Source organism: Paenarthrobacter aurescens (assembly GCF_025421775.1).
Taxonomy (GTDB): Bacteria; Actinomycetota; Actinomycetes; order Actinomycetales; family Micrococcaceae; genus Arthrobacter; species Arthrobacter aurescens_B.
Genome location: NZ_JAOEFX010000012.1, coordinates 24209 through 39271, shown reverse-complemented (window position 1 = coordinate 39271; position 15063 = coordinate 24209). Strand labels below are relative to the sequence as shown.

Below are 15063 nucleotides of genomic sequence, written 5' to 3'. Positions count from 1 at the left end.
AAGTTTGTGAAGGGAAGGTCAGTGGATGGGGCGCAGGGGCATCCGGCGCCGAAGTGTTTGGTTCCAGCGGTTGGCCGGCAACTCGGGGTGGAGTGCGGCCATGCCGGTGGCGAACTTCGAGATGCGGCAGGGACGGACGCCGTGTGCCCACAGATGCCTGTCCAAAGGGCCGGGGGCTGAGCCGGATTTCGTCTCCACCACCACCGCGTCTTCAAGCACCCAGGGCTGGCCGCCAGGGCTCTGCCAGGTGACGTCGTTATCGATGGTGGCGCGGCTTCCGGATTCGGGGAGGAACAGTGTGGTGCGGTCGTAGCGTGTGGAAAGGACGGGCTTGAGAGGGCCGAAGCTGACGTTCCCGATCGCGGCGGCCAACGTCTCATTCACGTATGCCAAGCCCTCGTCCGTCAGCCGCTCGCGGTCGCATGGCTCGTACGGGATCCGTTCCTTGACCGTCGCCTCCCGGGCACCTTCGGTCTTCACTTCGAGGAAGCTGACTGCGCTGTCCAAGTAGGTTCGGGTGCGGATTTTGAATCGCCGGCGGCGACCATGGGCGGCCAGCATGTAGCTGTCCAACTCGGGGGTGTCGAAGTAGACGGAGTCGTAGGCGAACGTGCGGTTCCCGTCCATTTCCAGGACCCGGGCCTCTGTGCTGAAGGTGCTGAGGATTTGGCGGGCCGTTGCCGACGGAACCAGGTACTTGCGGTCAACACGGGTCAGGAGCGCAGCTTCCGTGGTGAGTTCTTCAAGTCCGACGGCGGGCAGCTGGCTGAGCTGCGGCATGATCGCTTGGGCATCGGGGCGGCTCACGCTACACCTGCGGAGGTGGGCACGGACTGCTGGGTGGGGGGTGCAGGCTGTGCGGGCAGCTCCTGCGGTGCCGGGGAGAGCGCGCCTGCCGGCTGGTTGAAACCAAGCTGCGGGTGCGGTGGCTGCTGCGGGTGGACGGCATAACGGACGTCCACGATTGTCTTGTCATTGACCATGTCCAGCTCCTGGATGGTGGCCGAGTGGACCTTGCCGTTGAGGACTTCCTCCAACCGGGCGTAGAGCTCGGGCTCATTGTTGATGGCCCGGTCCAGTACCACGGTCTGGTGGCGGTATGCAGGGAGAACCCGCGGGTTGTCGCCGATGAACATCACCAGGAGGACCAGCGCCATGAGGGACAGCGTGAGCCAGAGCGGCTCGACGCCTATGCCCGCGATCAGGCCCAGTGCCAGGGCCGAGAAGTAGTAGGCCACCTCGTGCTGGGCCAGTTCCGTTGACCGGAGCCGGATGATCGAGAGAACACCGAAGAGACCCAATCCCAGGCCAACACCGGCAGCTGACCCGGACAACGCCGTGGCAACCGCCAGGACTCCAACGTTCATGCCCAGGTAGGAAACTACAAGGTCACGGCGCCGGTGCCGGCGGAGATAGAGGGCGAGCGTCAAAGTGGTGATGGCGGCCAGGTCTGCCGCGATGAGGATGAGGGTGTTCATCAGTTACTCCGGAATCTCTTGGGGGATTGAGCTCCACTTTTCCCGGTGATGCTGTGCTGAAACTGTGCCGGGACCAAGGTGGGGATATGTGTTTCGACGGCGGCCGCTTCCGTTGTGGCGGCACGGGCCTTGCGGACGAAGAGGAAGCGCTGCTGCACGGCGTAGCTGACACCCAGGAGTGTCACTTCGGTGACGAGTTTGGCCGGCAAGTCCGGGACGGCGAGGGACGTGAGGGCCCACATGGCGGCGTAATTAGCGGACAGCAGGACAACCACCAAGGCCACATACCCAGTGGCAGCGGCCCGCAACGAACTGTCTTTGCCGTGGTCAAACACCAGGCGGCGGTTGACCATGAAGTTCACCGAGGCACTGACCAGGCGGGCTCCGGCCACCGCCAACAGGAGAGAATCCGTGAGGGCACTGAGGACCAGGAACATCACCAGGTCCACCACGAAGGCGGACAGCGACGAGCCGAGGAACTTCAGCAGCGGCGCGTAGATCCTGATCGAGTCAGCCACGGGACGGAAATGGGACCCGGAGTTCTCGTCCAGGTAGACGGTGGCAATCTCTACACTTTCGATGCCGTAACCGGCCTGTTTCGCCTCGAGCAGGAGATTGAGTTCGTATTCGTAGCGCTGGCCCCGGACAGTCAGCAGCCACGGCAGCATACCCGCCCGGTAGCCCCGCAACCCCGTCTGTGTGTCCGTGATCCGTTGACCTGTCGCAAGCCGGAAGAGGCACCGCGTCACGGTGTTGCCGAATCGGCTCCGGGCAGGGACGTCACCGGTGAAGTTCCGGCATCCCAGCACCATGGACGCGGTAACTCCGCGGACCCGGTCGGCAACGGCCAGGATGTCGGCCACGCCATGCTGCCCGTCGCTGTCGGCGCACACCACGTCGTGGCCCGGGAAACGCTCGGCGATGAAGGCGAACCCGCTCTTGAGCGCGTGGCCCTTGCCGGCGTTCACGGCGTAACTGAGCAGGTGGCACCCAAGCCCTGCGGCGTCGTCGAACGTGTCCTGGTAGTCCGGACCGGAACCGTCGTCCACCACCACGATGGTCAGCCACGGATCGGCGTCCCGCAGGCTTTGGACGAGTGTGATGAGCTGGTGGTCCGGCTCGTAGGCCGGTATCAGGACGATCATGACCGGGCGATGTAGAGGATGTCGGAGGTGCCGCGCTCTGTGTTCCCGCCGAGCGGGTTGTTCACCAGGGATCCGTTGAAGTACATGGTGGAGGAGCCGCCACCGTCGATGTTGTAGGCGGTGGTGGCGCCCAGGTCCTTCATGATCTGCGCCAGGCCCGTCATGGTGACTCCGGCGCTGTAGCCGGGGCTGCGACCGTCCACCACCACGAACACCAGATGGTTCTCGTCAATGACGCCCACTGCCGTGCGTGGCTGCTCGCCCTGGATGGAGTGATTGCCGAAGTTCGTATCAACCTCCACGTCCTCAATGCCCGAGGCGATCTGGCCGTTGTCCAGCAGCGAAGGCCCGAAGGAGAGCGTGTTCCACACCCCGTCCGCAATGAGCTGGTCAGCTGTGGTGGTGGTTTCGTCGTACACCTTGACGCTGCCGTCCTTGTAGAAGGCGAGTCCCTGGCGGGCGCCCTCGTCCCGGTACACCACGCCGTTGCGGATCACGATGCCGGTGTCCCGGAAGCCGTAGTAGTCGCCGTTGACGGCGAAGATCGCGCTGTGGTCCTCGGCGATCGCGGACGTGGTCTCGGTGATGTTCTCGCCATACGTATCTTCGGCGAACGCCGACTTCAGCGTCGTGGCGTCATCAAGCACGACGTCGGCAACGTAGTACGTGACAGTGTCGTCACCGCTGCCGGTGGTCACGGTGGAGATGGTGACACCCGTATCGCCCGAGGTGTACGAGGTGTCGGTGACCACGGCGCTCGCGGTCGTGTCAGCGGAGGAAGCGTCCGCCGTCGTGCTGTTTGTTGCAGCAGTGCCGGATTTGCTGGCCTCGTACTCAGAGACGTTGGTGATCTGCGCGTGGGGAATGACGAAACGGTCGAGGGCCCAGGCCGCGGCGCCCCCGGCAGAGAGAGTGACCGCCAGAACGGCGGAGACGACGGCGCGCCGTGTCCGGCCGCCCTTACGGTGTTCGGTCTGTGGAGGAGTCATTCCCCATTTCTACGGAGCGACGCTACGCCGGAGGTTTGCCCTGCATATGCGTGGGCTGTGAAGGTTCAGGGCGGCGAAATGTTCAGCAGCGGCGGAAGTCTCAGTAGTGGCGGCGGTCCGCCTCCCGGGCTGCTTCCTCGATACGGTACCGGTGGGCTGCCCATTCTTCTGAGTTGCGGCCGGGGATGTTGGGATCGCCCGGTCTTTGCCCAGCGGACCCGTCAATAAGTTCGCGGATGATGTCTGCATGGCCTGCGTGGCGGGCGGTCTCCACGCACATGTGAACCAGGATTTGGCGGAGCGTCACGTTCTTCTTTTCCTCAGACCACCACGGCACCACCCCCGGCGCATCCAGCGGGAGGGACTCAATGGTCTCATCGCTGTGCTTGGCCGAGAAGTGATGCAGCTCCAGGATTTGCTCACGCGTCTCGGTGACAGGGACCCACATATCGGAATCCGGCTCGGCGTCATCGGCCAACCAGGGCAGCTCCCTGCCACTTGGCCGGCCGAAGGTCACCCCGAAATAGTCCAGCTCCACGCTGGCCACATGCTTCACCAGGCCCAGCAGGTTGGTGCCCGTAGGCGTCATGGGCCTCCGCGCGTCGTACTCGCTGAGGTTCGCCACCTTGCCGAGCAGGTCAGCCCTCCGGAGCCGCAAATAACCGAGCAACATCGCTTTGTCGTCCATGGTCAGCACTTTACCGAAGGGCTATGACAGAAATGGGACCCGACGTTCAGATGCGCGGGCAAGGTACTGCTTTATTCCTCCCTTCCACCTCGCGTTGACTACAACGCAAGCCAGTGGAGGGCCCCGGCCAAAGGACGCCGGACCATGCCCATCCACGAGTGTTAGGAGCAATTCCTTGTCACTTCAGTTCCCTCGCAGGACCCTTCTCCAGGGCGCCGGTGCACTGTCCGTCGCAGCAGTAGTCAGCTCCATGTTTGCCCGGAACGCCTGGGCAGAAACTGAACCGGATGCCGCGGAGTTCGCAGCGCTGCGAAGCCGCTGGGTGGACCAGATTACCGGGCGAAATGTCATCCAGGCCGGCGATCCGGATTTCGGCAAAGCGATCACGGCCCTGAACAGCAAAGCAGCTGACTCCTTGGCCAAGCTCAACCGTGCGCCCGGCCGGACGTCGGTCTTCACGGATTTGTCCTTCGCCAAAGACGCGGAGATGGTCACCACGTACACCCGGCTGGCCCAACTCGCCACGGCTTGGGCGACACCCACCGCGGCGGTGTTTGGGGATGCCTCGGTGCTGGCAGACATCAAAGCGGGTCTCGCTGACGCCAACACGCTCTGCTACAACGACGCCAAGGAAGAAGTTGGCAACTGGTGGTCGTGGGAAATCGGTGTGCCCCGGGCCCTGGCCGACACCATGGTGCTGCTTCACGCCGAGCTGTCCGCCGCTGAGATTCAGGCCTACTCCGCCGCGATCGACCACTTTGTCCCCGACCCGTGGCTGCAGTTCCCGCCCAAGCGCGGCAAGATCACCTCTGTGGGGGCAAACCGCGTGGACTTGTGCCAGGGAATCATCATCCGGTCCTTGGCTGGAGAGGACACTCCCAAGCTCCAGCACGCCATCGCGGGCCTCAGCCAGGTGTGGCAATACGTCACCAGCGGCGATGGCATCTTCCGGGACGGCTCCTTCATCCAGCACAGCACTACGCCTTACACGGGTTCCTACGGTGTAGTGCTGCTGAACGGACTGTCCAAACTGTTCGCACTCCTTGGCGGCACCGGCTTCGAGGTCTCGGACCCATCGCGAAGCATCTTCTTCGACGCCGTCGAGGGATCATTCGCGCCGCTTATCATCAACGGAGCCATGGCGGATTCCGTGCGTGGCCGGAGCATCAGCCGCGAGGCCAACACGGGCTACGACCTCGCCGCGACCAGCATTGAAGCCATCCTGCTCCTGGCCCGTGCCATGGACAGCGCGACGGCAAGCAGGTGGCGGGGGCTCTGCGCCGGCTGGATCACGCGCAACACTTATCGCCCCATCCTGTCGGGGGCAAGCGTCCCCCGGACGGCCCTGGTCAAGGAGCTGCTGGCCGCCGGCGTTGCGCCTGTGCCGGAATCGCCGGGCCACCGTCTTTTCCCCGCCATGGACCGCACCATCCACCGGGGGACCGGCTGGGCATTGTCGCTGTCCATGGCCAGCAACCGCATCGCCTGGTACGAGTGCGGCAACGGTGAAAACAACCGCGGTTACCACACCGGTTCCGGCATGACCTACTTCCACACCGCGGACCTCGGCCAGTACGACGACGCCTTCTGGGCCACCGCCAACTACAACCGCCTCCCCGGCACCACGGTGGACACCACTCCTTTGCCGGACAAGGTGGAAGGTGAATGGGGTGCTGCCGTGCCCGCAAATGAGTGGACAGGGTCCGCCGCGCTTGGTGAGATAGCCGCCGTCGGACAGCACCTGGTGGGTCCCGGCCGCACAGGCCTGTCGGCCCGAAAGTCCTGGTTTGTCAGCGGCGACGTCACCGTCTGCCTCGGCGCCGACATCACCACCGGTTCCGGAGCCAGGGTGGAAAGTATCGTTGACCACCGCAATCTTCACCAAGGCAACAATGCACTTACGACGGCGTCCGGCACCATTGCGGAAACGGCCGGCAACGCTGTTGTGCTGAGTGACGATCGCTGGGTCCACCTGGAAGGGTTCGGCGGCTATGCCGTGCTGGATTCCTCCCCTCTGACGGTGGTCCGGGAAAGCCGTTCCGGAAGCTGGTCGGGAGTGAACATCAACGGCAGCACCACAGTGCAACAGCGGAATTACGCAACCATCTATGTCGATCACGGTGCGGGTGCTGCACCAAAGAGTTACGCCTACCTGGTGGCCCCGGGGGCGTCGGCGAAGGAGTGCGGCAAGCTGGCAAAGGGCAACAAGCACGTGGTGATCCGCAACGACGCTACGGCACAGTCGGTGGAATTCACAGCAGAGAAGACCACTGCAGCGACGTTCTGGAAGCCCGGAACGGCAGGGGACTTGGGTGCGTCCGGGGCTGCCTGTGTGGTGTTCTCCCGGCACGGCAACGTCCTGAGCCTGGCTGTCAGCGAGCCAACGCAAAAGGCTGCCAGCCTCACGCTCACCCTGCCGGAAGGCACGTGGTCAAACGTCCTGGAAGGCGCGGGCACGCTGGGGACGGACGCTGCGGGCAAGACCACCCTGACGCTGGACACCACCGGGCTCAGCGGCCAGGTGCAGGTAGTGAAGCTCCGCCGCTAGAGCCCTTGTTATGGGGCCTGTTCTGCGGGCTATTTGGCCCTCGAAGGATGCAGAGCAGGCCCCGCAACGAACTAGAGATGGCTGAGCAGCTTGGCCCCGCAGGAGTCGCGAACCACGATCCTTGGCCGCAAACGGATCTGGTACAGCGGGCAAGCGTCGCCCTCGGTCAGCCGGCGCAAGAGGACATCGGCCGCCATGACACCGAGCCGATGCTTGGCCGGAGACACCGCAGTGAGGGGAATCTGCGCGAGGTCGGCCATTTCGTCGTCATAGGAAACCAAGGCCAGATCTTCCGGCACGCGAATCCCGCGCCGCGCTGCGGCCCCTTCCAACAGGGCAGCTTCCCTGTCGCCGAAAACCAGGGCAGCCGTGGCGCCGCTGCCTGAAAGGAGTTGGAACATGTGCTCCGCCTGATCCGCCTCCCACTCCGGCTTGGTGGCACTGAATGCCATGTTGCGGTGCCCGCTGCTGTCCAGTCCGAAGGAATTGTCCAGTCCCAAAACCTCGACGGCGGCTGCATACCCAGCGATGACCGCGGCCTGGGTTGGGTTGCTGCTGCGCGCGGCCTCGTTCGCCCGCGTCAGCAGCCCAATCTTTCGGTGGCCCAAGCGGTGGAGGTGCATCACGGCGTCGTACGCTCCGCCCTGGTGATCCGAACAGACGTGTTCGGTCCGGTCTCCCGGCCCCAAATCGTCCAGGCTCCGCTCCAACAACACCACCGGGACCGGCAGGGCCATGAGCTCGGCGACGCGCTGTTGGGGATTGTCCAGGCCGGTCAGTGTGGGCACCAGGATGAGCCCATCCACGCCGGCGTCCAGGAGGAAGTCGATGCTGGCGTTCTCCCGTGTGAAGTCATAGTGGTAGGTGGAAAGCTGCAGGCTCGCGCCGCGGGAGGACAGGTGTTCCTCGATGCCTTGCAGCACCTGCGGGTAGTAGAGCTGCGTGTCCGGCAGGAGGACACCGATCACATACCGGGAACGCTTTTGTGAGCGCTGCGGTGCGGCGACAAAACTCCCGGCACCCTGCCGCCGGACCACCAGCCCTTTGTCCACCAGGTCCTCGAATGCCCGGCGCACCGTAGTCAGGGACAGCCCGGTGTCCAGGGACAGTTGCTGCTCGGTGGGCAGCTTGGTTCCGACAGCCCACGTCCCTGCCAGGATGCCTCGTCGCAGGTTGTCGCTGAGGTTCTGGAACTTCAGGTTCTGCTTTGCCGTGTCGCGGACGGTCGCGGAGGCGGGTTCAGCCTGGACGGGCTCGAGGTTCTTCCTTGGCATAATCAAACTCCACCTGTGAACGGACGATTCCTCCCATCTTGCCCCAATGTTTAGGGAGTATTTAGATACTAATTTCTTGCATCTGCAAGGTACTTGGGAATGCTCATTGATTCCTCGCCTCGAGGCTGCGTAGCAATGAAGGGTGTCCAACGAAAAGCCGAACATCATCTTCATCCTGAGCGACGACCAAGGTGCCTGGGCGCTGGGTTGCGCCGGAAACGCCGAGATCCACACCCCCAACCTGGACGCCCTTGCGGCCCGCGGAACGCGTTTGGAGAACTTCTTCTGCGTCTCGCCCGTCTGCTCGCCGGCCCGCGCCAGCTTGATGACCGGGGACATCCCCTCGCGCCACGGCGTGCACGACTACTTGGCGGGTGTTGAAACGGGTCCGGAAGCAGTGGATTACCTGCAGGGGCAACCCCTCTTTACGGATGCCTTGGCGGACGCCGGCTACACCTTGGGGCTCTCCGGAAAATGGCACCTGGGCGCCAATGATGTGCCGAGGAAGGGCTTCAGCCACTGGTTCGCTTTGGAGGGTGGCGGCAGCCCTTATGACCGCTCAGTGATGTACAGGTTCGACGGCGGCACCAGCCACCGGGAGTCCGTCACCGAATACTTGACGGACGCGATTACCCGCGACGCACTGGACTTCCTTGACGAAGCCTCGAGGGAACCCGGGCCCTTCTTCCTCGCCCTCAACTACACCGCACCCCACAAACCCTGGAAGGACCAGCACCCGCCCGAATTCGAGGAGCTCTACAGCGACTGCCGGTTCGCCAGCTGTCCGCAGGAGCCCCTCCACCCTTGGACGCCTACCGTGGATGGGGTGCCGATTGGCGGCGAGCCGGACGTCCGCGCCGCCTTGGTGGGCTACTTCGCGGCGGTGAGCGCCATGGACGCCAGGATCGGAGAGGTCCTGCGCCGGTTGGAAGGACTGGGCGTCCTGGACAACACCCTTGTCATCTTCAGCAGCGACAACGGCTTCAACTGCGGCCACCATGGCATCTGGGGAAAGGGCAACGGGACCTTCCCGCAGAACGTCTACGACTCCTCCGTCAAAGTCCCCGCGATCTTCGCGCTTCCGGGGCGGATCCAGGAAGGAGTTGTCCTCCCGGAGCTGCTGTCCGCCTACGACGTAGCGGCCACCGTCCTGGAATTCGCAGGACTGGACGTCCGGCCCTTCGAACGCGGTCCCGGGCAGTCTTTCGCGGAGCTGTTGCGCGGGCTGACGGACCCTGCAGTGGCTGGGCGCGATGAGAACCCCGACGGCGGTGGGCAGCCCGCCACTGCCGGGGACCGCGCCGTCGTGGTCTTTGACGAATATGGCCCGGTCCGGATGATCCGCAGCACGGAGTGGAAGTACGTGCACCGGTACCCGCACGGCCCCCACGAGTTGTACGACCTTGCGGCTGATCCGGATGAACGGGAAAACCTTGTGGATGAACCGGCGCACGCCGGGCGTGTGGCCGGGATGAGAGCCCAACTCCAGGAGTGGTTCCAGCGCCATGCGGTCCCCGGGCTGGATGGAAGCTGGCTTCCGGTGGCCGGCGCAGGCCAGACTGCGTCCGTGCTGGACGATCCCTTGGGGGCGTTCACGGCACCCAACTGGGACGGCACAGCCGCAGCCGGCCGCACCGCCTAGGGGACTTCGCTCAGGATCCTCTTGGCATTCGTGGCGTCGCCGGACGCGTCCAGGACCAAGGCGTTGCCGGATGTGGCTGCCTCGTAGGACGCCAGGACCACCTCCACGATGTGGCGGGCGTGTTCGACGCTGACTTTCGGTGTTCCGCCGTCGAGCACTTTGATGAAGTCCCGCAACTGCAGGAAGAAACCCTCTTGGATATCCTCCGGCTGGGGCTCCCACACCGTGCGGGTGGCACCGTTGCTGCGGACCAGCGTTCCATGATGCGGGCTACAGGAAATCGTGCCGTTCTCGCACACGATGAGGACTTCGTCCATGCGCTGGGTGGCGTCGGAAACAACCACGACGCTGACATGGACACCATTGCGGAGCGTCAGGGAGATAGCGCCGTCCGTTTCCACCGGAACACCGAAACGCTTGAGGGTGGAGGCGTTGAGGGATTCGACGGGTGCGCCCCCGAACCAGATGGAACGGTCAAGGCAATGGCCGCCGATGTTCATCAGCGCCCCACCACCGGCCATGGCTTCGCTGAAGAACCAGCCCGGACGGGTGCCGGGCCGGTAGTCGGTGGTCCTGTAGTCGCGGATCATCAGGACGCGGCCAAGCTCACCGCCGGCCAGCACGTCCTCGACCGCCAGCTTCTCCGGCAGGAAATGCTGGATCTGTCCGATCACCAGGGAAACCCCGGCATCCTGGCACGCCTGGATCATACGATCGCAGTCGGCAACGGTGGTGGCCATGGGCTTTTCCACCAGCACGTGCACCCCGCGGTCTGCTGCGGCCAGCACCATCTCCAGATGCAGGGCGTGCGGGGTATTGATGATCACTGCGTCCAGTCCGGCCTCGCCGAACATCGCCACATAGTCGGTATAGACCTGGGCGCCCCACGGTGATGCAACCCTTTCCGCCGGTTCCCTTTGAAGGTCGCAGACTGCAGCCAGTTGGACGTTGCTGATCCGTCCCGCGGATTCGGCGTGGAAGTGTGCCACGGCACCGGCGCCAATGATTCCCAGTCGTATCAATTTCCCTCTTTAGCTCGGAGCCGAAGCGCGGACAATGCCTGCCCGCGCTGATCACCTTGATTGTTGGGGAGCGCCAAGGGAGGAATAAATGCCTAATCGGAGTGAACTGCAGGCCTCGGTTCGGTCAGTTCGCGCGGGGATCCGTAACCGTTGCCGACTCATTCGAAAGTACTCATTGAATCCTGCTTTCACTGACTGTGAGAGTCGTCTCACTGAACCGCATCCGGCCGGTTCCCCCTCACTTGAAAGGTGATTCCCATGGGCAAAACAGCCCGTCATCTTCGCCCGCTGGCCGCCCTGTTGGGTGCAGCACTCGCCCTGTCCACCACAGCATGCGGTGGAGCCACAGATGCCTCCACAGCGGCCGAGGCCGTGGACATCTCCGGCTCCATTTCGGGCCAAACCATCAACTACTGGTCCATGTGGAAAGACGGTGAGCCCCAGCAGAAGGTCATCGCCGCCGCCATCGCCGATTTCGAAAAGGAAACCGGAGCCACAGTCAGCGTCCAGTGGCAGGGCCGCAGCAACACCGAGAAGCTCGTCCCTGCGCTGAACACCAACAACGTCCCGGACCTGGTGGACGGAACGTTCGCAAAGCTAGCGCCCGTGATTGGCGAAACCGGCCAGGCGAGTCCGCTCACGTCGGTCTACTCCTACGAGGTGGACGGCCAGGCAGTCAGTTCTGTGATTCCAGAGAAGTTCACCAGCAATGGCGTGTTCAAGGGAGAAGACGGACAGCCGTGGATGGTTCCCTACAGCGTCAGCTCCGACGGGATCTGGTTTGATGCCGCCAAACACCCGGAGCTCAAAGCCAAGCCGCCGGCTACATGGGATGAATTCATTGCAGTCCTGAACAAGCTGAAGGCTGGAGGAACGGCTCCCATCGCGGCGGACGGCGACGTTGCGGGTTACAACTCCACTTGGTTCGTGACGGCGCTGCTCCGGCTCAAAGGGGCGGGCAGTTTCAAGGCGCTTGTCGAGGACAAATCCGGTGAAGGATGGGAGGACCCTGCTGTCCTCGAAGCCGCCCGGAAGGTTGAAACCCTCGTCAAGGGCGGGTACCTCAACAGTGGCTACAACGCCAGCAAGTTCCCGGCGCAGCAGCAACTTTGGGCAAACGGCGACGCGGCCCTGATCCTCAACGGCTCCTGGACGCCTACCGAAACCGGTTCGTACGCCGCCCCCGGATTTGAATACTCGTCCTTCCAATTCCCGGCAATGGACAACAAGCCAGCCAGTGCCCGCGTGGATTTCATCGGCTTCGCAGTACCGGCAAAGTCGAAGAACCAGGTTCCCGCGCAACGGCTCGCGGCATTCATGTTGAGCGCCAAATACCAGAACGCCCTTGGAACCGAAGCCAAAGTGCTTCCCGTGAGGTCTGACGCGCCGGTGGACCCCGCCGTCGCAAGCGTCAAAGCCGCCATTGACGCAGCTCCGGCAACGCACCTGCAAAACGACGGCGTGACTTTCCCCGGCTTCATGGAGAAGGTCTTCTTCCCCAAGGATGACGAGCTGTTCCTCGGGAAGACCTCCGCCGACGAATTCATCGCGAAGATGAAGGCCGCCCAGATCCAGTACTGGAAGGACAACAGCTGATGACCCTCCACCTGACGGAGCCACGGACAGGCGGTGCGCCCGCCCAAAGTCCGGAGTCCCTGAAGCCGGCGCCCCGTAAGTCGCGGCGCGGCAGCCGCCCCGGTGGAAGCTCCATTGATGTGCAGCGCAAGAAGCTGCTGATTCCGTTCGTCGGTCCGGCTTTCGTCCTGTACACGGTCCTCTTCATCGTTCCGGCCTTGGGAGCCGTGTGGATCAGCCTGCACAAATGGGCGGGCTCGGGCCCCATGAAGTTCGTTGGGCTGGACAACTACGGCAGGATCTTCCGGGACCAACTCTTCCTTTCCTCATTCGGCAATACCCTGCTTCTGCTCTTCGTGGTGGGGACCGCGATCTTCGTCCTGGCTTTCGCGTTGACGCTGGTGCTCAGGGATATGGCCGGGAAGAAGATTGCCCGCAACGTCATCTTCTTCCCGCACCTCATCAATGCGCTGGTCTTCGGTGTCCTGGCCGGATTTATCTTCAACCCCGGAGGAATAGTCAACAGCCTCCTGGCACCCCTCGGCGTGACCGACCCGCCCAAGTGGCTGGCGCAGGACAACATCTTCCCGCTCATCATGGTCACCCTTGTCTGCACCACCACTGGTTACTTCACCACCATCCTGATGGCCGGCGTCGACCGTATCCCGCCCTACTACTACGAAGACTGCGCCTTGGCCGGGGCCTCCGCCTTTCAACGGCTGCGCTACGTCATCCTGCCGCTGACCTGGGACGTTTTTGGCACCTGTGCCGTGCTGTGGACCATCTCGTCGGTGAAAATCTTCGAGATTGTCTGGGTCTTCGGTGGAAGCTCCGGGGCAGGAGTGCCTCCAACGCAGAGTTGGACTGCTGCCGTGTACACCTACGTCAACGCCTTCTCCGGACAGTCGACGCCCGCCTATGGAGCCGCGACAGCGTCCGCTGTGTTGTCCCTGGCCCTGATCTCCGTCCTGGTTGTCCTGCTGCGCCGCGCCATGCGTCGCGACGCCGTCGAGTTCTAAAGGAAAAGTCATGAGCGAATACAAACTGCAGGGAACCATCACCGCCCCACGCAGGCGGGGAAGGCGCGGCGTCAGCCCGGCCCTGCGCGGCGAGCGCAGCGTCGTCCGGGGGATCGGGGTTGCGCTGCTGTGGCTGGTTGTCGTCATCAGCATCGCAGCCCTGGTGTGGATGGTGGCCCAGGCTTTCAGGGATACCCGGTCCATCCTCGACGATCCCTGGGGTGTCCCGACATCCTTGGACTTTGGGAACTTCGTCCGTGCCTGGACTGTGGGGGACTTCGCGGTGGCTACCTGGAACAGCCTGCTGACCACCGTGGTGTCCTCGGTCCTGACCGTAGCCATCGCCGCACCTTGCGCGTACTACCTGAGCCGCGTGGACAACAGGCTGACCCGTGGCCTGAGCCTGTACTTCATCCTGGGTCTGGGTATTCCCGCGCAGGTCATCCTGATCCCGCTGTTCGTGATGTTGAACAAGGTGTACCTGACGGACAGCATCATCGGGCTGAACCTGGTGTACATCGGCGTCTCCATGCCCTTCACGGTCTTCCTGTTGACCGCGTTCTTCCGCTCCCTGCCCTTGGAAATGGAAGAGGCAGCCGCACTGGATGGGACCACGGCATTCGGTACGTTCTGGCGCATCACGTTGCCCTTGGCCAAGGGCGGTATCCTGACGGCCTTCATCCTTCAGGTCATCTCGCACTGGAATGAAACACTCCTCGCCTTGACCCTGCTTCAATCCACCGAGAAGTACACGCTGCCCGTCGCCCTGATTTCCTTCGTGCAGCAACAAACGTATTCGGGAGCTGACTGGGGAGGACTGTTCGCCGGGCTCGTGATCGTGGTCCTGCCCATGCTCATCATCTATGTATGGCTCGGCCGGCGGCTGACGGAGGGGCTGACGCTCGGAATGGGCAAGTAGCCCCCCGACGCCGGTGCTACCGCGGGCTCTTGTCCTTGGCGGAGCGCAAGTGCCACAGTGAACCATGGCCACAGAAGACGATGTCAGGCGCATCTGCCTGGGTATGCCCGGAGTGACTGAACGGCCCAGCTGGGGGCAGCCCGCGTGGTTCGCCAAGTCCCTCATGGCGCGGATGTGGGAAGAGGGCGTGGGCACAGTTAAGACCGATGAACGCGAAGCGCTCGCAGCCATGGAGCCCGATACGTTTTTCTGGACCCCGCATCACGAGCAGTCCCCGAAACTGATGCTGATCCGGCTGGAGAAGATCGACGTGGAGGAGCTCGACGAACTGCTGCAGGAGTCCTACAGAATCGCTGGCGGACGCACAGGTTAGACTCGGCCGCATGGGGGAACACAACACACTTGGGGAACGTACGTCACCGCAGCCTGCCCGGAGAGTCTCTGCCGTCGTCGTGCCTTTGCTGGGCTTGATCGCGGTGATCGTGGGCGTGGTGCTCGCGTGGAACAACCTGGAGACGAACGTCGGCTGGTTTGCCTACGCTCCCCTGAGTGACACGGTCTTCATGGGGGACAACGGCTCGTTCGTGAGTAAAGGGACTCAGCTCGGCCTGACCATCGCGGGCCTTGGCCTGCTGGTCCTCGCGTTCTGGGCGGGACTCAGAATCGGCCGCCGCGGCAGCCACCCAGACCGCTGAGGTCGCCGGAGAAACGCGAAATCGCCGGAATGCTCCAGCGAACTGGCAGCTTTCCGGCGATCTCGGCGT

Annotated in this window: 14 protein-coding genes; 7 read left to right on the top strand and 7 right to left on the bottom strand. The window is 63.6% G+C overall.

The window, feature by feature from the left end; all coding sequences use genetic code 11:
• Positions 1-18: 18 nt before the first annotated feature.
• From N7568_RS21255 to N7568_RS21235, 5 genes are all read right to left on the bottom strand, one after another.
• Positions 19-780: a polyphosphate polymerase domain-containing protein gene (locus N7568_RS21255; RefSeq protein WP_261611851.1), complete on the bottom strand. Its 762-nt coding sequence runs from the start codon at positions 778-780 to the stop codon at positions 19-21.
• Between the two features lie 23 nt (positions 781-803).
• Complete coding sequence (locus tag N7568_RS21250) at positions 804-1478, bottom strand: DUF4956 domain-containing protein (protein WP_261611743.1); 675 nt, start codon at positions 1476-1478, stop codon at positions 804-806.
• The gene (locus N7568_RS21245) at positions 1478-2623 is read right to left on the bottom strand and encodes a bifunctional glycosyltransferase family 2/GtrA family protein (RefSeq protein ID WP_261611742.1); all 1146 of its coding nucleotides are present in this window, start codon (positions 2621-2623) and stop codon (positions 1478-1480) included. The genes N7568_RS21250 and N7568_RS21245 overlap by 1 nt, the downstream gene beginning before the upstream one ends.
• Positions 2620-3612 (bottom strand): phosphodiester glycosidase family protein, encoded by a 993-nt coding sequence (locus N7568_RS21240; protein ID WP_261611741.1) that lies wholly within the window; start codon positions 3610-3612, stop codon positions 2620-2622. The genes N7568_RS21245 and N7568_RS21240 overlap by 4 nt, the downstream gene beginning before the upstream one ends.
• A 100-nt stretch (positions 3613-3712) precedes the next feature.
• Complete coding sequence (locus N7568_RS21235) at positions 3713-4300, bottom strand: DinB family protein (protein ID WP_261611740.1); 588 nt, start codon at positions 4298-4300, stop codon at positions 3713-3715.
• A gap of 175 nt (positions 4301-4475) precedes the next feature.
• Between N7568_RS21235 and N7568_RS21230 the strand changes: the two genes are divergently transcribed.
• Positions 4476-6848, top strand: a complete 2373-nt coding sequence (locus N7568_RS21230; RefSeq protein ID WP_261611739.1) for a polysaccharide lyase 8 family protein — start codon at positions 4476-4478, stop codon at positions 6846-6848.
• Between the two features lie 71 nt (positions 6849-6919).
• Here the strand turns inward: N7568_RS21230 and N7568_RS21225 are convergent, their stop codons facing one another.
• Positions 6920-8122 carry a GntR family transcriptional regulator gene (locus N7568_RS21225; protein WP_261611738.1) on the bottom strand — a complete coding sequence of 401 codons (1203 nt, stop codon included), beginning with the start codon at positions 8120-8122 and terminating at the stop codon, positions 6920-6922.
• A 142-nt stretch (positions 8123-8264) separates the two neighbouring features.
• Between N7568_RS21225 and N7568_RS21220 the strand changes: the two genes are divergently transcribed.
• A complete protein-coding gene (locus N7568_RS21220; protein WP_261611737.1) occupies positions 8265-9764 on the top strand; it encodes a sulfatase-like hydrolase/transferase in 1500 nt (499 codons plus the stop codon).
• Here the strand turns inward: N7568_RS21220 and N7568_RS21215 are convergent.
• Positions 9761-10786 (bottom strand): Gfo/Idh/MocA family protein, encoded by a 1026-nt coding sequence (locus N7568_RS21215; protein ID WP_261611736.1) that lies wholly within the window; start codon positions 10784-10786, stop codon positions 9761-9763. The genes N7568_RS21220 and N7568_RS21215 overlap by 4 nt on opposite strands.
• A 258-nt stretch (positions 10787-11044) precedes the next feature.
• On the opposite strand from N7568_RS21215, the gene N7568_RS21210 reads away from it, so the two are divergent.
• From N7568_RS21210 to N7568_RS21190, 5 genes are all read left to right on the top strand, one after another.
• The gene (locus tag N7568_RS21210; RefSeq protein ID WP_261611735.1) at positions 11045-12382 is read left to right on the top strand and encodes a sugar ABC transporter substrate-binding protein; all 1338 of its coding nucleotides are present in this window, start codon (positions 11045-11047) and stop codon (positions 12380-12382) included.
• A complete protein-coding gene (locus tag N7568_RS21205) occupies positions 12382-13380 on the top strand; it encodes a carbohydrate ABC transporter permease (protein ID WP_261611734.1) in 999 nt (332 codons plus the stop codon). The genes N7568_RS21210 and N7568_RS21205 overlap by 1 nt, the downstream gene beginning before the upstream one ends.
• A 10-nt stretch (positions 13381-13390) precedes the next feature.
• Positions 13391-14299, top strand: coding sequence for a carbohydrate ABC transporter permease (locus N7568_RS21200; protein WP_261611733.1), 909 nt, complete (start codon positions 13391-13393; stop codon positions 14297-14299).
• A gap of 64 nt (positions 14300-14363) precedes the next feature.
• Positions 14364-14672 (top strand): MmcQ/YjbR family DNA-binding protein, encoded by a 309-nt coding sequence (locus N7568_RS21195; RefSeq protein ID WP_261611732.1) that lies wholly within the window; start codon positions 14364-14366, stop codon positions 14670-14672.
• Positions 14673-14682: 10 nt separating this feature from the next.
• On the top strand, positions 14683-14994 hold the full coding sequence (locus N7568_RS21190) for a hypothetical protein (protein WP_261611731.1): 312 nt from the start codon (positions 14683-14685) through the stop codon (positions 14992-14994).
• Positions 14995-15063: the final 69 nt, after the last annotated feature.

Excerpts from the sequence above, each read along its gene's own strand:
- N7568_RS21255 (WP_261611851.1), bottom strand. The coding sequence starts at position 780 with ATGCCGCAGCTCAGCCAGCTGCCCGCCGTCGGACTTGAAGAACTCACC.
- N7568_RS21250 (WP_261611743.1), bottom strand. The coding sequence starts at position 1,478 with ATGAACACCCTCATCCTCATCGCGGCAGACCTGGCCGCCATCACCACT.
- N7568_RS21245 (WP_261611742.1), bottom strand. The coding sequence starts at position 2,623 with ATGATCGTCCTGATACCGGCCTACGAGCCGGACCACCAGCTCATCACA.
- N7568_RS21240 (WP_261611741.1), bottom strand. The coding sequence starts at position 3,612 with ATGACTCCTCCACAGACCGAACACCGTAAGGGCGGCCGGACACGGCGC.
- N7568_RS21235 (WP_261611740.1), bottom strand. The coding sequence starts at position 4,300 with ATGGACGACAAAGCGATGTTGCTCGGTTATTTGCGGCTCCGGAGGGCT.
- N7568_RS21225 (WP_261611738.1), bottom strand. The coding sequence starts at position 8,122 with ATGCCAAGGAAGAACCTCGAGCCCGTCCAGGCTGAACCCGCCTCCGCG.
- N7568_RS21210 (WP_261611735.1), top strand. The coding sequence starts at position 11,045 with ATGGGCAAAACAGCCCGTCATCTTCGCCCGCTGGCCGCCCTGTTGGGT.
- N7568_RS21205 (WP_261611734.1), top strand. The coding sequence starts at position 12,382 with ATGACCCTCCACCTGACGGAGCCACGGACAGGCGGTGCGCCCGCCCAA.
- N7568_RS21200 (WP_261611733.1), top strand. The coding sequence starts at position 13,391 with ATGAGCGAATACAAACTGCAGGGAACCATCACCGCCCCACGCAGGCGG.
- N7568_RS21195 (WP_261611732.1), top strand. The coding sequence starts at position 14,364 with ATGGCCACAGAAGACGATGTCAGGCGCATCTGCCTGGGTATGCCCGGA.
- N7568_RS21190 (WP_261611731.1), top strand. The coding sequence starts at position 14,683 with ATGGGGGAACACAACACACTTGGGGAACGTACGTCACCGCAGCCTGCC.